Origin of the sequence: Streptomyces roseolus, assembly GCF_014649855.1 — a bacterium.
GTDB lineage: Bacteria > Actinomycetota > Actinomycetes > Streptomycetales > Streptomycetaceae > Streptomyces > Streptomyces roseolus.
The window spans coordinates 168,374-184,730 of sequence record NZ_BMTV01000006.1; the positions used below are offsets into that span (position 1 = coordinate 168,374).

A 16,357-nucleotide genomic window follows, 5' to 3' on the forward strand; every position below is an offset into this window, starting at 1 on the left:
CGGACCGCCCGGCGCCGGAGCCTGGGGCGGGGGTGCCGGGCGCGAGTAGGCTGGGCCCGGGGCACCGCGGGGAGCGGCGCCGGACGGACGACGGGGAGGCGGACGTGCCGAAGGGCGTCACGAGGCGGCGGCCGCGCACCCGCGCGGCGCTCCTGAAGGCCGCACTGGAGGCCTTCGCGGAGCACGGTTTCCACGCCACCACCATCGAGCAGATCTGCGAGCGCGCCGGGTACACGCGGGGGGCGTACTACTCGAACTTCGCCGGCAAGGAAGAGCTCTTCCTCGCGCTCTTCGACGAGCACAGCGAGCGCACGGTGAGCCGGCTCGCGGCGTCGATCGACGCGCTCGCGGCGGAGGAGTACACGCTCCCGAGGCTCGCGGAGCTGGCCGCCACGATCGAGCCGGACGAACGCGACTGGTACCTGGTGACGACCGAGTTCACGCTGCACGCGATCCGCGACCCGCAGGCGGCCTGGGTGCTGGCGCGCCACGACGAGCGGCTGCGGGCCGAGATCGCGCGCGGGCTGACCCTCGTGCTGCGCCGGGCGGGCCGCGAACTGACCGTGGACGCCGACCGGTTCGCGCGGCTGCTGATCGCCCTGCGCGAGGGCGGTCTGGCGCAGAGCTACGTGGAGCCGGCGGCGCTGCCGCCGGGCGACCTGGAACGGGAGTTCCTGCCGGCGCTCCTGGAGGCCTCGACCCGCCCCGCGCGCCCGTCTCAGTCGAACAGGTCCGGATCCGACGCCTCGATCTGATCCCACAGCGGCCGGGCCTGGAACCAGCCGGCCAGGTGGCCGCCGATCTGGCCCCGGGTGAGCAGCGCGGTCTCCCGGTCGATGAGCTGCGGGGTGCCGGCGGCCATCGCGAGAAGCTGTGCCTGGCAGGAGCGCTCCATGGTGACGAACCACCAGACGGCCTCGGCGACGGAGTGGCCCACGGTCAGAAGCCCGTGGTTCTTCAGGATGACCGCCTTGTGCCCGCCGAGCGCCTTGGCGACCCGCTCGCCCTCCTCGGCCTCGTTCACGACGCCCCGGTAGTCGTCGTGGACGCCGTGGTCCTCGAAGAACGCGCAGGCGTCCTGGGTGATCGGGTCGAGCGGGATCCCGAGGCTGGAGAACGCCTTGCCGTGCAGGGAGTGCGCGTGGGCGGCGGCGATCGCGTCGGGGCGGGCCGCGTGCACGCGCGAGTGGATGACGAACGCGGCACGGTTCACCGGCCGGCGCCCCTCCAGGACCCTCCCCTCGTGATCGACGAGGATCAGGTCGGAGGCCTTGATCCGACCGAAGCCCATGCCGAAGGGGTTGACCCAGAAGGCGTCCGGGTCACCCGGATCCCGCACGGTGATGTGCCCGGCGACCCCCTCCGAGAACCCGAACCGCCCGAAGATCCTGAACCCGGCGGCCAGTTGCTCCTTCCGGTACCGCCGCTCCTCCTCGACGCTCCCGAACGTCGGCGGCAGCGGCAGCTCCACCCCGTCGGGCAGCGGCCCGACGGCGGCGGCGAGGGCGGGCGGCACGGCGCTCATGGCGACTCCAGGGGGATGCGGCGGAGACTGCGCGACGCCCCGAGAAGATACCGGCGAGTATCCGATGCATCAACGCATCGGACGGCCGTCTGCCGGGTCAGGAGGCGGGGGCGCCGAAGCGGGCCAGGTGGTGCCAGACCTTCTTGACGTCCTGGGGGTCGTACGCGCCCGACAGGGAGGCGTCCTGGACGATGCGGGGGGTGAGGAGGCCGTCCTCGGCGATGCGGGCGCCGAGGTCGACGTACTCGGGGCCGCGGAAGGCGGGGTGGCGGCGGAGTTCGGCGACGGTGAGGCGGAAGCCGGGGTGCCATTCGACGGGGCAGGGGAGGCGGCGGGCGGCCTCCTCCACCCCGGTGCCCCGGTGGCTCGGGTCCAGGACCAGGGCCTCCACGTCCCGCGCGAGCTCGACCGGGCCGTGGACCTGAGCCTCGACGTAGTCGTCCAGGAGGTCCTGCTCGTCGGCCTCCGCGAGCGCCACCAGCGCCATCCTGGAGGCCACGCCGAAGTCCGTCGGCTCCAGGTGGCTGTCGGGGTAGCAGAAGCTCGTCCGCGCGGTCGTCTCCGGCACCAGCCGCAGATGGGCGGAGCCGAAGCGGGGCGCGGCGCCGTACGGCCGCCGGCGGAAGTCCAGCGCGCCGTACACCGGGCGCTCGTGCGCCGGAGCCTCGTCGTACGCGCCGCCGAAGATGCGGCTCTCCCAGTTCCAGCGGTCGCCGCCGGGCCGGGCCGTCAGCCCGCCGTTGCCGGTGCCGGTCACGAACTGCGAGCGGTAGACGCCCTCGTCGGCCAACCGGTCCAGGAAGTGCGGGTGGAAGTTGAGCGTGACCCGCAGGGCCGGGTCGATCGGTCCGCCCGACGAGCGGGCCTCCACGTGCGCCAGGGCACGCCGCCCCGCGTCATGGACCGGCGAAGGGACGGGGCGGGGCGCGGAAGTCGTCGTCATGGGGGGAGTCTGCCGGAGGCGACGGGCTTGCGGCGCGAGGTTTTCGCTGGCTACGGTCGCCGCGCGAGCGGCGAGAAAGCGCTTGCCCCATGGTTGTCGGGCGACCCGCCCCGCAGCCGTTCCTCCGCCCCGGGAGCCCCGCGTGCCGCCCACCCCCGACGTCCTCGTCTACACCCGCACCGCCGGCTACCGGCACGACTCCATCCCCGACGGCGCCGCCGCCCTCACCGGGCTCGCCGCCGCCCGGGGCCGCACCGCGGAGACCACCGAGGACCCCGACGCCTTCTCCGCCGAGGGGCTCGCCGGCCGCGCCCTCGTCGTGCTGCTCTCCACCACCGGCACCGTCCTCACACCCGGCGGCCGCGCCGCCCTGGAGGCGTACCTGCGCGGCGGCGGCGCCCTCCTCGCCGTGCACGCCGCCGCCAACGCCGAACCCGACTGGCCCTTCTACGGCGAGCTCCTCGGCACCCGCTTCGCCGGCCACCCGCCGCTCCAGCCGGGCGCCGTCCTCGTCGAGGACCCCGCCCACCCGGCCTGCGCCCCGCTGCCGGCCCGGTGGGAGTGGACCGACGAGTGGTACGAGTACACCTCCCACCCGCGCGTGCCGGGCGCCCGCGTCCTGCTGCGCGCCGACGAGGCCGCGTACGAGGGCGGCACGCTCGGCGACGACCACCCGCTCGCCTGGTGCCGGACCGTCGACCGGGGCCGTTTCCTCTTCACCGCCCTCGGGCACGCCCCGGAGGCGTACCGCGACCCCGTCCTCCGCGCCCACCTCGACGGCGCCCTCTCCTGGCTGCTCGGCTGACGCACGCGCGCGTACGCCGTCCCCACCGCACGCGCGCGTGCGTCACCCCACCGCACCCGTCCCCCTTGCGCCCGCGCCCCGGAAGCGGGAGGTTTCCCGTGGGGGCCGACGCAGGAGGAGAAGGCCATGGCCATCGCCACCGTGAACCCCGCCACCGGCGAGACGCTGCGCACCTACGACGCGCACGGACCGGAGGAGGTCGAGCGGCGGGTCGCCGCCGCCCACGAGGCCTTCCGCCGGTGGCGCACGACCCCCTTCGCCGAGCGGGCCCGGCTGCTGCGCGCCGCCGCCGCCCTCCTCGAGGAGGACACCGAGGACATCGCCCGCACCATGACGCTGGAGATGGGCAAGCCCCTCACCGCCTCCCGCGCCGAGGCCGGCAAGTGCGCCAAGGCCATGCGCTGGTACGCCAAGCACGCCGCGGACCTGCTCGCCGACGAGCATCCGGCGGAGAGCGACGTCCGCGACTCGGGCGCCGACCGGGCCCGCGTGCACTACCGGCCGCTCGGCCCCGTCCTCGCCGTCATGCCCTGGAACTTCCCCCTGTGGCAGGTGATCCGCTTCGCCGCGCCCGCGCTCATGGCCGGGAACACCGGCCTCCTCAAGCACGCCTCCAACGTGCCCAGGACCGCCCTGTACCTCGGCGACCTGTTCCGCCGCGCCGGCTACCCCGACGGCTGCTTCCAGACCCTCCTCATCGGCTCCGCCGAGGTCGAGGCGGTCCTCCGCGACCCGCGGGTGGCCGCCGCCACCCTCACCGGCAGCGAACCGGCCGGCCGGGCCGTCGCCTCGGTCGCCGGCGACGTCGTCAAGAAGACCGTCCTGGAGCTCGGCGGCAGCGACCCGTACATCGTGATGCCCTCCGCGGACATCGTCCGGGCCGTGAAGACCGCCGTCACCGCGCGCGTGCAGAACAACGGCCAGTCCTGCATCGCCGCCAAGCGCTTCCTCGTCCACCAGGACGTGTACGAGGACTTCACCGAACGGTTCACCGCCGCCATGAACGCCCTCACGGTCGGCGATCCCCTCGACGAGTCCACCGACGTCGGCCCGCTCGCCACCGAGAGGGGCCGCGCCGACCTAGAGGAGCTCGTCGAGGACGCCGTGCGGAAGGGCGCCCACGTCCTGTGCGGCGGCTCCCGGCCCGACGAACCGGCGCTGGCCCGCGGCTGGTACTACCGTCCCACCGTCCTCACCGGCATCACCGCCGCCATGCGGATCCACCAGGAGGAGACCTTCGGCCCCGTCGCCACCGTCTACCCGGTCCGGGACGCGGAGGAGGCGGTGGCCGTCGCCAACGACTCGCCGTTCGGGCTCAGTTCCAACGTGTGGACCCGGCGCGACGAGGACGTCGACCTCTTCGTCCGCGACCTCCAGGCCGGCGGCGTCTTCGTCAACGGCATGACCGCCTCCCACCCCGCGCTCCCCTTCGGCGGCGTCAAGCGCTCCGGCTACGGCCGCGAGCTGTCCGGCCACGGCATCAAGGAGTTCTGCAACGCCACGACGGTCTGGCAGCGCGCCTGAACCCGCCCCCGCCGCACCGCCCCGCCACGTCCCGCCGCCCCGCTCACTCCCGTGTCCACGCCAGCAGCCGGTCCGCGTCCCACGTGTTGATCACCCGTTCGGGAGGTACGCCGCACTCCTCGGCCCGGGCGCAGCCGATGTGCTGCCAGGCCAGCTGGCCCGGGGCGTGGGCGTCCGTGTCGACGGCGACGTACGCCCCCGCCTCCACCGCCTGACGGAGCAGCCGGCGCGGCGGGTCGAGCCGTTCCGGGCGGCTGTTGACCTCGACGGCCGTGCCCGACTCCGCGCACGCCGCGAAGACCCGCTCCGCGTCGAACTCCGATTCGGGGCGCAGCCGTCCGCCCGCGACCAGCCGGCCGGTGCAGTGACCGAGGACGTCCATCAGCGGGTCGCGCACCGCGGCCTCCATCCGCCGGGTCATCGCCCGCGCGTCCATCCGCAGCTTCGAGTGGACCGAGCCGACCACCAGGTCGAGCCGGGCGAGGAGTCCGGGCTCCTGGTCGAGGGAGCCGTCGTCGAGGATGTCGCACTCGATGCCGGTGAGGAGCCGGAAGGGCGCCCACCGCTCGTTCAGATCCGCCACCACGTCCAGTTGCTCCCGCAGCCGCTCCGGCGACAGGCCCCGGGCCACCGCCAGACGCGGCGAATGGTCCGTCAGGACCGCCCAGTCGTGGCCGAGTTCGATCGCCGCGCGGCCCATCTCCTCGATCGGCGCGCCGCCGTCCGACCAGTCCGAGTGGAGGTGGCAGTCGCCGCGCAGCGCCGCCCGCAGCTCGCCCCCGAGCCCGGACCGCTCCGGACCGGCGCCCAGCGACTTTTCCGACTCCCGCTCCAGTTCGGCGAGGTAGCCCGGCACCCGGCCCTCCAGGGCCTCGCGCACCACCGCCGCCGTCTTCGGCCCCACTCCCCTCAGGGCCTCCAGGGTGCCCGCCGCCACCCGGCGCCCGGCCTCGCCCTCGGGCAGCGCGTCCACCGCCTTCGCGGCCGTGCGGAAGGCCCGCGCCCGGTAGGCCGGGGCGCCGCCGCGCTCCAGGAGGAAGGCGATCCGGTTCAGTGCCGCGACGGGGTCCACGCCAGGCTCCTCAGCCACCCGCGCGCGGGGCGCCCGCGGCCACCCGCGCCGGGCCGATCTCGCACCACACCGCCTTGCCCTCGCCGCGAGGCTCCACGCCCCAGCGCGAGGCCAGCGCGTCCATCAGGAGCAGCCCCCGGCCCGAGGTCGCCGCCTCGCCCGGGGTGCGCCGCCGGGGCCAGGCGCTCGAACGGTCCTGCACCGTGAGGCGCACCCGCCGCACCGGCTCGGGCAGCACCTCCAGCGTGAGCACCGCGCCGCCCTCCGTGTGCAGCAGCACGTTCACGAGCAGTTCGCCGGTCAACAGCTCGGCGTCGTCGGAGAGTTCCGGCATGCCCCAGTCCCGCAGCGCCTGTCCCACGGCGGCCCGCGCGTCCGAGAGGCCCTGCGGGTCGGCCTGGTGGATGTACTGGTGGATGCGCGGCGCCCGCTGCGTGCCGGGGTCGGGGCTGCGCCGCAGCACGAGCAGGGCCACGTCGTCGCCCGAGCCCCACCGCTCCCACAGCCGCTCCGAGAGGTGGTCGGCCAGCGCCTCCGCCTGCGGCGGCCCGCTGCCCACCGCCTCCGACAGGGCGGCGAGCCCCGTCTCGATGTCGGTGCCCGGCTGCTCGACCAGCCCGTCCGTGCACAGCACCAGCGTCTCGCCCGGCACCAGGTCGAGCCGGGTCTCCGGGAACTCCTCCTCGCCGAAGACGGTCGCGAGGCCCAGCGGCATCCCGCCGCGCAGCTTCGGCTGCCCGACCCGCCCGTCGGTGTGCCGGATCAGCGGTCCCAGGTGCCCGGCCCGCACCGCCCGCACGGTGCCGCTCGCCAGGTCCACCTGGGCGTAGGTGCAGGTCGCGAAGCGGTTGGTGTCCAGTTCGGCGAGGAACCGGGAGGCGCGGGCCAGCACCGTCGACGGGGCGTGGCCCTCGCCCGCGTACGCCCGCAGCGCGATCCGCAGCTGCCCCATGATCGCGGCCGCGTGGGTGTCGTGGCCCTGGACGTCGCCGACGACGATCCCGACCCGGCCGCGCGGCAGCGCGATCACGTCGTACCAGTCGCCGCCGACCTGCCGGCCGCTCCAGGCGGCGTGGTACCGGACCGCGATCTCCCCGCCGGTGATCTCCGGGATCCGGCGGGGCAGCATCGTCTCCTGGAGCCCGGTGGCCAGCTCCCGCTCCTCGTCGAAGAGGGTGGCCCGCTGGAGCGACTGGGCGACGATCGCCGCCAGGCCGAGCGCCAGGTTCCGCTCGTCCGCCGTGAACGCCGTCCGGCCCCGGTAGAACAGCGCCATTCCGCCCAGCGACCGCGCCTGCGCGACCAGCGGCAGGTAGCAGGCCGCGCGGAACGGCAGCCGGTCCAGATACGGCGCCAGCTCCGGGAACTCCCGGCCGAGCGCGGCGAACGACGACGCGAACCGCGGCCGGCCGGTCAGCACGGCCTCCGCCAGCGGCAGCCCCGGGTCGAGCCGCCGCATCCGCAGGCCGTCGAGGACGTCCAGGGAGTCGCCGCTCAGCGCGATCACGTTCAGCGAACCGTTCTCGACGAGTCCCAGCGCGAGCCCGTCCGCGCCGAGCCGCGCGAGCCCGCCTGGCCCGGTCAGCGCGGCCGTCACGTCGTCGACCGTCACCGCCCGCGACAGCGCGTGCGTGGTCCGCTCGACGATGCTCGTCTGCATCTCGCGGCGCTTCTCCAGCTGCTGCACGAAGGCCGCGTGCGACACCTCGGCCGTGGTGTCCCGCACCGCCCCGACGATCCGGTGCGCCCGCCCGTCCCCGTCCCGCAGGATCCGTGCGAGCACATGCGTCCAATGGGGTGTCCCATCGGCCTGCGGGATCGGGAAGTGGGTGCTGTACGAGGACTCGCCGCCGGTCACCGCGGCCCGCACGACATGGTCGAGGCGCATCCGCTCGGCCGGGTCGAGCCGTGCCACCAGGGTCGTCGGCCGGCCGTCGAAGCCGTCCGGGGACACGCCGAAGACCAGCAGTCCGGACGCGTCGACATCGATGGTGCCCGTGTCGAGATCCCAGTCGAAACTGCCGGTCCGGTTCATGGCGAGCCACTCGGCGGGACCGATCCCGCCACTGTGCGCACGCGGATCGTCTTCGGTCATCCTCCCCATTGTCGAACCCGCACCCCGCCGACGCCATGGCTGTGACAGGGCGGGGCGCCCGGATGCGGGGCGGGGGAGGGGGCACCAGAATGGCCAGTGCCGGGACCCACCCGCAGAAGCATGGAGGAGACGGCATGAACGCTGAGCCCGACGAGATGTCCCGGGGGAACGCACCGACCCCCGACGACGTGCTGCACTCCGGTGCGGAGGGCGAGTTCACGGCGGAGGACGTGGTGCTCGCCTCCGGCCGCGACGTGACGCCGGAGACCCTGGCCTGGGCCGAACGCCGGATGGCGGAGAAGGGCCGCGCCGCCCTGGACGAACTGCTTCCCTAGCCTTCACGGGGACACGCGCCCGGGGCCGGGCCGGTACGCACCCCGCCCCGGGCCTTCCCCATGTGTGGAACACGTTCTCCCGTGACCGCCGTCGTGCCGACACCGACGCCGGCGCCGACAGCCGTCACGGGAGGCCGGGACGCACCCGCAGTACACGCCGGAACAGAACCGCCTGCGCGCCGAACTGCGCGCCTACTCCGCGGAGCTCGTCCCCGAGGACGTGCACGGCCGGTACGGGGACCCGGCCGCCCGGAAGCGCTTCTACCGCGAGACGATCCGCCGCCTCGGCGCGGACGGCTGGCTCGGCGTCGGCCGGCCCGTCGAGTACGGCGGCCGCGGCCGCACCCCGATGGAACAGTTCGTCTTCTTCGACGAGGCCGCCCAGGCGGGCGTACCGCTGCCGTTCATGGCGCTGAACGCCGTCGGACCGACCCTCATGCGGTACGGCACGGAGGAGCAGAAGGCGTACTTCCTGCCCCGCGTCCTCTCCGGCGAACTCGACTTCGCCATCGGCTACAGCGAACCCGACGCCGGCACCGACCTCGCCGCCCTCAGGACCCGCGCCGTGCGCGAGGGGGGGCACGTACGTCGTCGACGGGCAGAAGATCTGGACGACCGACGGCGACACCGCCGACTGGGTCTGGCTCGCCGTCCGCACCGACCCGGACGCCGTCCCCACCAGGGCATCACCCTGCTCCTCGTCCCCACCACCGACCCCGGCTGCTCGTGCACGGTCATCAACACCCTCGCCTCGCACGACACCACCGCCGGCCACTACGACGGCGTCCGCGTCCCCGTCTCGCGCCGGGTCGGCGAGGAGAACCAGGGCCGGCGGCTCATCACCGCCCGGCTCGACCACGAACGCGTCACCCTCGCCGCCCACGGCACCATGGCGATCCGCGCCCTCCACGACGTCCGCCGCCGGGCCGCCGACACGCTCCTGTCCGACGGCCGCCGCGTCCTCGACCTCCCCTGGGTCCGCCGCACCCTCGCCCGCACCCACACCCGCCTCGACGCCATGCGGCTGCTCAACTGGCGGATGGTCAGCGCCGTCCACCACGGCACCCTCACCCCCCCCAGGACGCCTCCGCCGTCAAGGTGTACGGCTCCGAGGCCCGCCGTGACGCGTACGCCGCCCTCATGGAGGTCGTCGGCGCGGCCGGGGCCCTCAAGGAGGGCTCCCGGGCGCCGTCCTCCACGGCGAACTCGAACGCGGCTACCGCTCGGCCGTCATCTTCACCTTCGGCGGCGGCAACAACGAGATCCAGCGCGAGATCATCTCCTGGATCGGCCTGGGCATGCCCCGCGTCCGCCGCTGACCCCGCCCGACCGGCCCCTCCCGGGATGCCCGCCGCCGCCGGCGCGGGCAGGCTGGTGCTTCGGGCTGGGCTCGTGGGCGAGAGGGTCGGGTGAGGAAACCATGGGCGGTGCGCACATCGGCGGCACGGGGGCCGGCCCGGCGGACCCCGGGGCCGCTCGGTTCTTCGCGCGACTGGCCCTGCTCGCGGTGGCCGGCTCGCTCGCCGTGCTCGTGCTCGCCTTCGGCGAGGGCGGTCTCCTCGTCGTCGGGGCGGGACTCCTCGGGCTGGTCCTCTGCGCCGCCGGCATCTGGTGGTTCGTGGCCCACCGGGGCCCGCTGCGGCTGATCGGGGCGCTCCTCGTCCTCCTCGCCCCGGCCGGAGTCGTGGTGCTCTTCGCCCTCGAAGGGCTGTGGCCGACGGCTCTCGGGCTCTGCCTGTGCTGGGCGCTCGCCGTCCTCTGCGCGCGGACCGCGCTGCGCCGCTCCCGGCCGGAGAGGCCGCAGCGGGCGTTCCCGGCGTCCCGGCCGCACCGTCCCGTGCTGATCATGAACCCGAAGTCGGGCGGCGGGAAGGTCGGACGGTTCGGGCTCGTCGAGCGGGCGGAGGAGCGGGGCGCGCGGGTGATCCTGCTCGACCCCGACGCGCCGGCCGACGTCGCCGAACTGGCCCGGGAGGCCGTCGCCGACGGCGCCGACCTGCTCGGCGTCGCGGGCGGCGACGGCACCCAGGCGCTCGTCGCGGCGGTCGCCGCCGAGCACGGCCTGCCCTTCCTGGTGATCTCCGCCGGGACCCGCAACCACTTCGCCATGGACCTCGGCCTCGACCGGAACGACCCCGCGCGCTGCCTCGACGCCCTCACCGACGGCGAGGAACTCCGGATCGACCTCGGCGACGTCTCGGGGCGGGCCTTCGTCAACACCGTCTCGTTCGGCGTGTACGCCGACGTCGTACAGCGGCCCGAGTACCGCGACGCCAAGGCCGGTACGGCGCTCAGCCTCATGCCGGACCTGCTGGTCGGCGACGGCGTGCGACGGCTCGACTCCCTCGTCGACGGCGCCCCGCTCGGCGACCAGCAGGCGCTGCTCGTCAGCAACAACCCGTACTTCTCGCCCGACGAGATCAGCGGCGGCGGCCGCCGCCCCCGGCTCGACGACGGCGAACTGGGCGTGCTCGGCATCCGGGTGGAGGACGCGGCCCAGGCCGCCGACCTGGCCGTCCGCGGCTCCCAGTCCACCGGCCTCACCGTCCTGACCGCCCACCGCGTGGAGGTGACCGCCGGCGACGAGGCGGAGATCCCCGTGGCGGTCGACGGCGAGGCCCTCCGCATGCCCACCCCCGTCGTCTGCACCCTCCGCCCGGGCGCCCTCCGCGTCCAGGTCCCCCGCGACCGCCCGGGCGTCGCACCGCCCCCGCCCGCCGTCGACTGGCGCCGCGTCCTCGACCTCGCCCTCGGCCGCACCGAGCGACCCGCGCCCCGGTGACCCGCCCCCGGACCGGGGACGCCCCCGGCGGGCACGGGACACGCGACGACGCGCTCGCGTGCCCCGTCCGCCTCCTCCGTTTGCGGAGCCGGAACAGCCGGGTTTGAGTGTGGATGCCCCCCACGCCCTTTCAGGAGCACAGAGATGTCGATGGCGTTCGGTTCCTCCTTCGGTCCCTCCGACCCGTTCGGCGACCTGCTGAACCGCTTCTTCGGAATGTCCCCGGCGTCGTCGCCGCCGGCCGTCCAGCGCGTCCCCATCGGCCGCCTCCTCACCGAGTCGTCCCACGAACTCCTCAACACGGCCACCGCCAAAGCGGTCGCCGACGGCACCACCGACCTCGACACCGAGCACCTCCTGTGGGCCGCCACCCAGGTCGAACCCACCCGCCGCCTGCTCGCCCGCTCCGGCGTCGACCCCGACGAACTCGCCGACAGGATCGCCAAGGTGCTGCCGCACGAGGCCGCCGAACCCTCCGCCGAGCCGGGCCTCACCCCCGCCGCCAAGCGGACCCTCGCACTCGCCCACGCCACCTCGCAGGCCGCCGGCGTCTCCTACATCGGCCCCGAGCACATCCTCGGCGCCCTCCTCGGCGACGCCGACTCGGGCGCCTCCCGCTACCTGCGCGCCGAGGACCTCGACGTCTCCAAGCTGCGCGGGATGACCGACCAGGCCGCCCGAGGCGGCGAGGCCACCGCGCCCGCCGCGCCCAAGCAGCCCGCCACCACCCTCGACGAGTTCGGCCGCGACCTCACCGAGGAGGCGAGGGCGGGCAAGCTCGACCCGGTCGTCGGGCGCGCCGAGGAGATCGAGCAGACCATCGAGATCCTCTCCCGCCGCTCCAAGAACAACCCCGTCCTCATCGGCGAGCCCGGCGTCGGCAAGACCGCCATCGTCGAGGGCCTCGCCCAGCGGATCGTGGCCGGGGAGGTCCCCGACACCCTCAAGGACAAGCGGGTCGTCTCCCTCGACCTCTCCGGCATGGTCGCCGGCGCCCAGTACCGCGGCCAGTTCGAGGAACGCCTCAAGAAGGTCATCGAGGACGTCCAGAAGTCCGAGGGCGACATCGTCCTCTTCATCGACGAACTGCACACCGTCGTCGGCGCCGGCGCGAGCGGCGAGAGCTCGATGGACGCCGGCAACATGCTCAAGCCCGCCCTCGCCCGCGGCGAGCTGCACGTCGTCGGCGCCACCACCATCGACGAGTACCGCAAGTACATCGAGAAGGACGCCGCGCTCGAACGCCGCTTCCAGCCCGTCCTCATCCCCGAGCCGACCGTCGAGGAGACCGTCCAGATCCTCGAAGGGCTGCGGGACGCGTACGAGGCCCACCACCAGGTCCGGTTCGCCGACGGCGCCCTCGCGGCGGCCGCCGAGCTCTCCGACCGGTACATCAGCGACCGCTTCCTCCCCGACAAGGCCATCGACCTCATGGACCAGGCCGGCGCCCGCGTACGGCTCCGCAGCGCGGGCCGCTCCACCGAGGTGATCAGCCGCGAGGACCGGCTCGCCAAGCTGCGCCGGGAGAAGGACCAGGCCGTCGCCGCCGAGGAGTTCGAGAAGGCCAAGCGGCTCAAGGAGGAGATCGCCGAGGTCGAGGGCGAGCTCGCCGGCATCGAGGAGCGCCGCGAGGGCGTCGTCTCCGTCACCGCCTCAGACATCGCCGACATCGTCTCCCGCCGCACCGGCATCCCCGTCAGCCAGCTCACCACCACCGAGAAGGAGCGCCTGCTCAGGCTGGAGCAGGAGATGCACGACCGGATCGTCGGCCAGGACGAGGCCGTCACCGCCGTCTCCGAGGCCGTCCGCCGCAACCGCGCCGGCATGGGCGACCCCGACCGGCCCGTCGGCTCCTTCCTCTTCCTCGGGCCCACCGGCGTCGGCAAGACGGAACTCGCCAAGACCCTCGCCGAACTGCTCTTCGGCGACGAGGACCGGATGATCCGCTTCGACATGAGCGAGTTCCAGGAGAAGCACACCGTCGCCCGGCTCGTCGGCGCCCCGCCCGGATACGTCGGCTACGAGGAGGCCGGCCAGCTCACCGAGAAGGTCCGCCGCCAGCCGTACAGCGTCGTCCTCTTCGACGAGGTCGAGAAGGCCCACCAGGACGTCTTCAGCACCCTGCTGCAGGTCCTCGACGACGGGCGCCTGACGGACGGCCAGGGCCGTACCGTCGACTTCCGCCACTGCGTCGTCATCATGACGTCCAACATCGGCGCCCACCGGATCCTCGCCCACGAGGGCGACGCGGCCGATCTGAAGGACGAGCTGATGGAGGACCTCCGGGGCCGCTTCCTGCCCGAGTTCCTCAACCGCATCGACGACATCATCGTCTTCCACAGTCTCACCGAGAAGGACCTCACCGAGATCGTCGAGCACCTCCTCGACCGCAGCAAGCACCGGGTCCACGCCCAGGGCATGACCCTGGAGGTCACCGAGGCCGCGACGAAGCTCCTCGTCGCCCACGGCTACCAGCCGGAGTTCGGCGCCCGCCCGCTGCGCCGCACCATCCAGACCGAGCTCGACAACCGCGTGGCCTCCCTCCTCCTCGGCGGCGAGGCGGAACCCGGCGACACGATCGTCGCCGACGTGGTCGACGACTCCCTCCACTGCACGATCCGCAAGGGCGCGCCCGCGGGCACGGACACGGCCGCCGCGGCGGCCTGACCCCACGGCGGCGGGGCCCGTACGTCCCGTACGGGCCCCGCCGCCGTGTCCGCCGGACTCAGCCCGCCGGCTCGATCACGACCTTGAGGTGCTTCATGATCGGCTGGTCGCTCTGGGTGCTGTGGTCGCCGAGGGCGCACAGCACGTTCATCTCCGGCATGTACCCCGCCGCGCAGCCCCGCGGGATGTCGTACGGCACCGCCAGATAGCCGTGCAGCGAGCGCCGGCCGCCGTCGCGGGCGGTGGCGGTGATGTCCACCGGGGCGAGTTCCGCGATGCCCCGCTCGCGCATGTCGGCGCGGTTCATGAAGACCAGCGTGCGCAGCCCGCTGACGCCCCGGTAGCGGTCGTCGTCGGAGTAGATCGTGGTGTTCCACTGGTCGTGCGAGCGCATCGTGCCGAGCGCGAGCGTGCCCGGCTCGGGGACGACGTCCGGCAGCGGCGCGGCGGAGAACTCCGCCTTCCCCGACGGGGTGAGGAAGACCAGCTCGCGCGCGGGCTGCCTGATGCGGAAGCCGAGCGGCAGCCGCACCCGCCGGTTGAAGTCCTCGAAGCCGTCCAGGACCCGGGCCATGGTGTCCCGGATCCGGTCGTAGTCCTCCACGTACCAGGCCCACGGCGTGGTGCTGTCGGGCAGCGCGGCCCGCGCCATGCCCGCGATGATCGCCGGTTCGGACAGCAGGTGCGGCGACGCGGGCTTCTTCATCCCGCGCGACAGGTGGACCATGCTCATCGAGTCCTCGACGGAGGCGGCCTGTTCGCCCTTGCGCTGGTGGTCCTTCTCGGTGCGGCCCAGGCACGGCAGGATGAGCGCCCGCCGGCCGTGCACCACATGGCTGCGGTTGAGCTTGGTGCTCACCTGGACGGTCAGTTCGCAGTTCCGCAGCGCCTCGTACGTGACGGCGGTGTCGGGGGCGGCCAGCGCGAAGTTGCCGCCCATGCCGACGAAGACCTCGACGTCGCCGCGTGCCATCGCCTCGATGGTGCGCACGGTGTCGAGGCCGTGGGCGCGCGGCGGGTCGATCCCGCAGACCTCGCCGAGCCGGTCGAGGAAGGCCTCGGCGGGGCGGTGGTCGATGCCGCAGGTGCGGTTGCCCTGGACGTTGCTGTGGCCGCGTACGGGGGAGGGGCCGGCGCCCTCGCGGCCCAGGTTGCCGCGCAGCAGCAGGAGGTCGACGATCTCGCGGACGGTGTCGACGCCGTGCTCGTGCTGGGTGACGCCGAGGCACCAGCTGACGATCGACCGGTCCGCCTCCCGGTACACCCGGGCCGCCTCCAGGATCTCCTCGCGGGAGAGCCCCGACTGGTGCTCGATCTCCTCCCACGGCGTCGCCTCGCACACCGCCCGGTACTCCTCGAAGCCGGCCGTGTGCCGCTCGATGAACTCCCGGTCGAGCGCCTTCGGATCGGACGCCGACCGCTCGAGGACCGCCTTGGCCATCCCCCGCAGGAAGGCCATGTCGCCGCCGATGCGGACCTGGAGGTTGAGCGTGGACGTCGGCGTGGAGTGGAAGGTCGCCATGTCCTTGAAGTCGTGCGGGATGATCGCGCGGGTCGCGGCGGCCTCCACCAGCGGGTTGACGTGCACGATCCGCGCGCCCCGGTCGTACGCCTCGGTGAGGGCGGTGAGCATCCGGGGCGCGTTGGACGCCGCGTTGACGCCGAGGATGAACAGGGCGTCGGCGGTCTCCCAGTCGGCGAGGTCCACCGTCCCCTTGCCGGTGCCCAGGGCCGCCTGCATGGCCCGCCCGCTCGCCTCGTGGCACATGTTGGAGCAGTCGGGGAGGTTGTTGGTGCCGAGCTCGCGGGCGAGCAGCTGGTAGAGGAAGGTCGCCTCGTTGCCGAGCCGGCCCGAGGTGTAGAACGACGCCCGGTCCGGGTCGTCGAGGCCGCGCAGGGCTTCGCCGACCAGCTCGAAGGCGTCCTTCCAGGCGATCGGCACGTAGTGGTCGGTGCCGGGGTCGTACACCATCGGCTCGGTCAGCCGGCCCTCGTTCTCGAGGGCGTGGTCCGACCATCCGGCCAGCTCGGTCACCGAGTGCGCGGCGAAGAACTCCCGCCCGACCCGCTTCCGGGTCATCTCCCAGGTGACGTGCTTGACGCCGTTCTCGCAGATGTCCAGGTGGAGGCCCTTGGTGTCGTCGGGCCAGGCGCAGCCCGGACAGTCGAAGCCGGTGCGTTCGTGGTTCATCTTCATGATCGCCCGGGGCCCGTCCACGGGGAGGGCGCCCTCCCGGACCATGAAGCGCGTCACGCTCTTGGCGGCACCCCAGCCGGCGGCCGGATGGCGGTACGGCCGGATCTCCGGCTCCCCGTCGGGGACGGGACCCACCCGGGGTTCCGGGTCGTCCTGCCGCTTGGCTCGGTCGAGGCTCATGGGCCTGCCACCTTTCCGGCGCACACGGGCGCGAGGGAACGCGTACGACCCCCTCCCGGCAGGCTATGCCGGGCCCCGCCCCGTCGCCATCCGGCCGCGCGGGGTCACGGCGGCGGGCCGCGGGCCCGCCGGACCGTGGATGCGCCGGCGGCGATTCGCCCCGTTCGTGACGCCCCTTCTCGTGGCTCCCCTTCGCCGCCGCTCGTCCACGAGCCCGACACCCCGTCCTTCG

The 16,357-nt window shown here is 74.1% G+C and carries 11 protein-coding genes and 1 pseudogene; 7 read left to right on the forward strand and 5 right to left on the reverse strand.

Annotated elements, in window-relative coordinates:
• The first annotated feature begins 104 nt into the window (after positions 1–104).
• Positions 105–755, forward strand: coding sequence for a TetR/AcrR family transcriptional regulator (locus IE245_RS09220; protein ID WP_189946280.1), 651 nt, complete (start codon positions 105–107; stop codon positions 753–755).
• Here the strand turns inward: IE245_RS09220 and IE245_RS09225 are convergent.
• Positions 719–1,525 (reverse strand): class II aldolase/adducin family protein, encoded by an 807-nt coding sequence (locus tag IE245_RS09225; RefSeq protein WP_189946281.1) that lies wholly within the window; start codon positions 1,523–1,525, stop codon positions 719–721. The two genes, IE245_RS09220 and IE245_RS09225, sit on opposite strands and share 37 nt — an antisense overlap.
• A 97-nt stretch (positions 1,526–1,622) precedes the next feature.
• Complete coding sequence (locus tag IE245_RS09230) at positions 1,623–2,468, reverse strand: DUF3626 domain-containing protein (protein WP_189946282.1); 846 nt, start codon at positions 2,466–2,468, stop codon at positions 1,623–1,625.
• Positions 2,469–2,610: 142 nt separating this feature from the next.
• Between IE245_RS09230 and IE245_RS09235 the strand changes: the two genes are divergently transcribed.
• Both IE245_RS09235 and IE245_RS09240 read left to right on the forward strand, forming a co-directional pair.
• Positions 2,611–3,273, forward strand: coding sequence for a ThuA domain-containing protein (locus IE245_RS09235; protein WP_229851164.1), 663 nt, complete (start codon positions 2,611–2,613; stop codon positions 3,271–3,273).
• Between the two features lie 126 nt (positions 3,274–3,399).
• A complete protein-coding gene (locus IE245_RS09240; RefSeq protein WP_189946284.1) occupies positions 3,400–4,797 on the forward strand; it encodes an NADP-dependent succinic semialdehyde dehydrogenase in 1,398 nt (465 codons plus the stop codon).
• A 43-nt stretch (positions 4,798–4,840) separates the two neighbouring features.
• Here the strand turns inward: IE245_RS09240 and IE245_RS09245 are convergent, their stop codons facing one another.
• Entirely contained in the window at positions 4,841–5,869 is a 1,029-nt protein-coding gene (locus IE245_RS09245) for a PHP domain-containing protein (RefSeq protein ID WP_189946285.1), read from the reverse strand.
• Between the two features lie 10 nt (positions 5,870–5,879).
• Positions 5,880–7,964: a SpoIIE family protein phosphatase gene (locus IE245_RS09250; RefSeq protein ID WP_189946286.1), complete on the reverse strand. Its 2,085-nt coding sequence runs from the start codon at positions 7,962–7,964 to the stop codon at positions 5,880–5,882.
• 134 nt (positions 7,965–8,098) lie between these two features.
• Between IE245_RS09250 and IE245_RS09255 the strand changes: the two genes are divergently transcribed.
• The 4 genes and pseudogenes from IE245_RS09255 (at position 8,099) to IE245_RS09270 (ending at position 13,748) form a co-directional block, all read left to right on the forward strand.
• A complete protein-coding gene (locus tag IE245_RS09255; RefSeq protein ID WP_189946287.1) occupies positions 8,099–8,299 on the forward strand; it encodes a hypothetical protein in 201 nt (66 codons plus the stop codon).
• A gap of 172 nt (positions 8,300–8,471) precedes the next feature.
• A pseudogene (locus IE245_RS09260) lies at positions 8,472–9,618 on the forward strand (acyl-CoA dehydrogenase family protein).
• A gap of 101 nt (positions 9,619–9,719) precedes the next feature.
• Positions 9,720–11,081, forward strand: a complete 1,362-nt coding sequence (locus IE245_RS09265) for a diacylglycerol kinase family protein (RefSeq protein ID WP_189946288.1) — start codon at positions 9,720–9,722, stop codon at positions 11,079–11,081.
• 144 nt (positions 11,082–11,225) lie between these two features.
• Complete coding sequence (locus IE245_RS09270) at positions 11,226–13,748, forward strand: ATP-dependent Clp protease ATP-binding subunit (RefSeq protein ID WP_189946289.1); 2,523 nt, start codon at positions 11,226–11,228, stop codon at positions 13,746–13,748.
• 58 nt (positions 13,749–13,806) lie between these two features.
• Here the strand turns inward: IE245_RS09270 and IE245_RS09275 are convergent, their stop codons facing one another.
• The gene (locus IE245_RS09275; protein ID WP_189946290.1) at positions 13,807–16,125 is read right to left on the reverse strand and encodes an FdhF/YdeP family oxidoreductase; all 2,319 of its coding nucleotides are present in this window, start codon (positions 16,123–16,125) and stop codon (positions 13,807–13,809) included.
• Between the last annotated feature and the right edge of the window lie 232 nt (positions 16,126–16,357).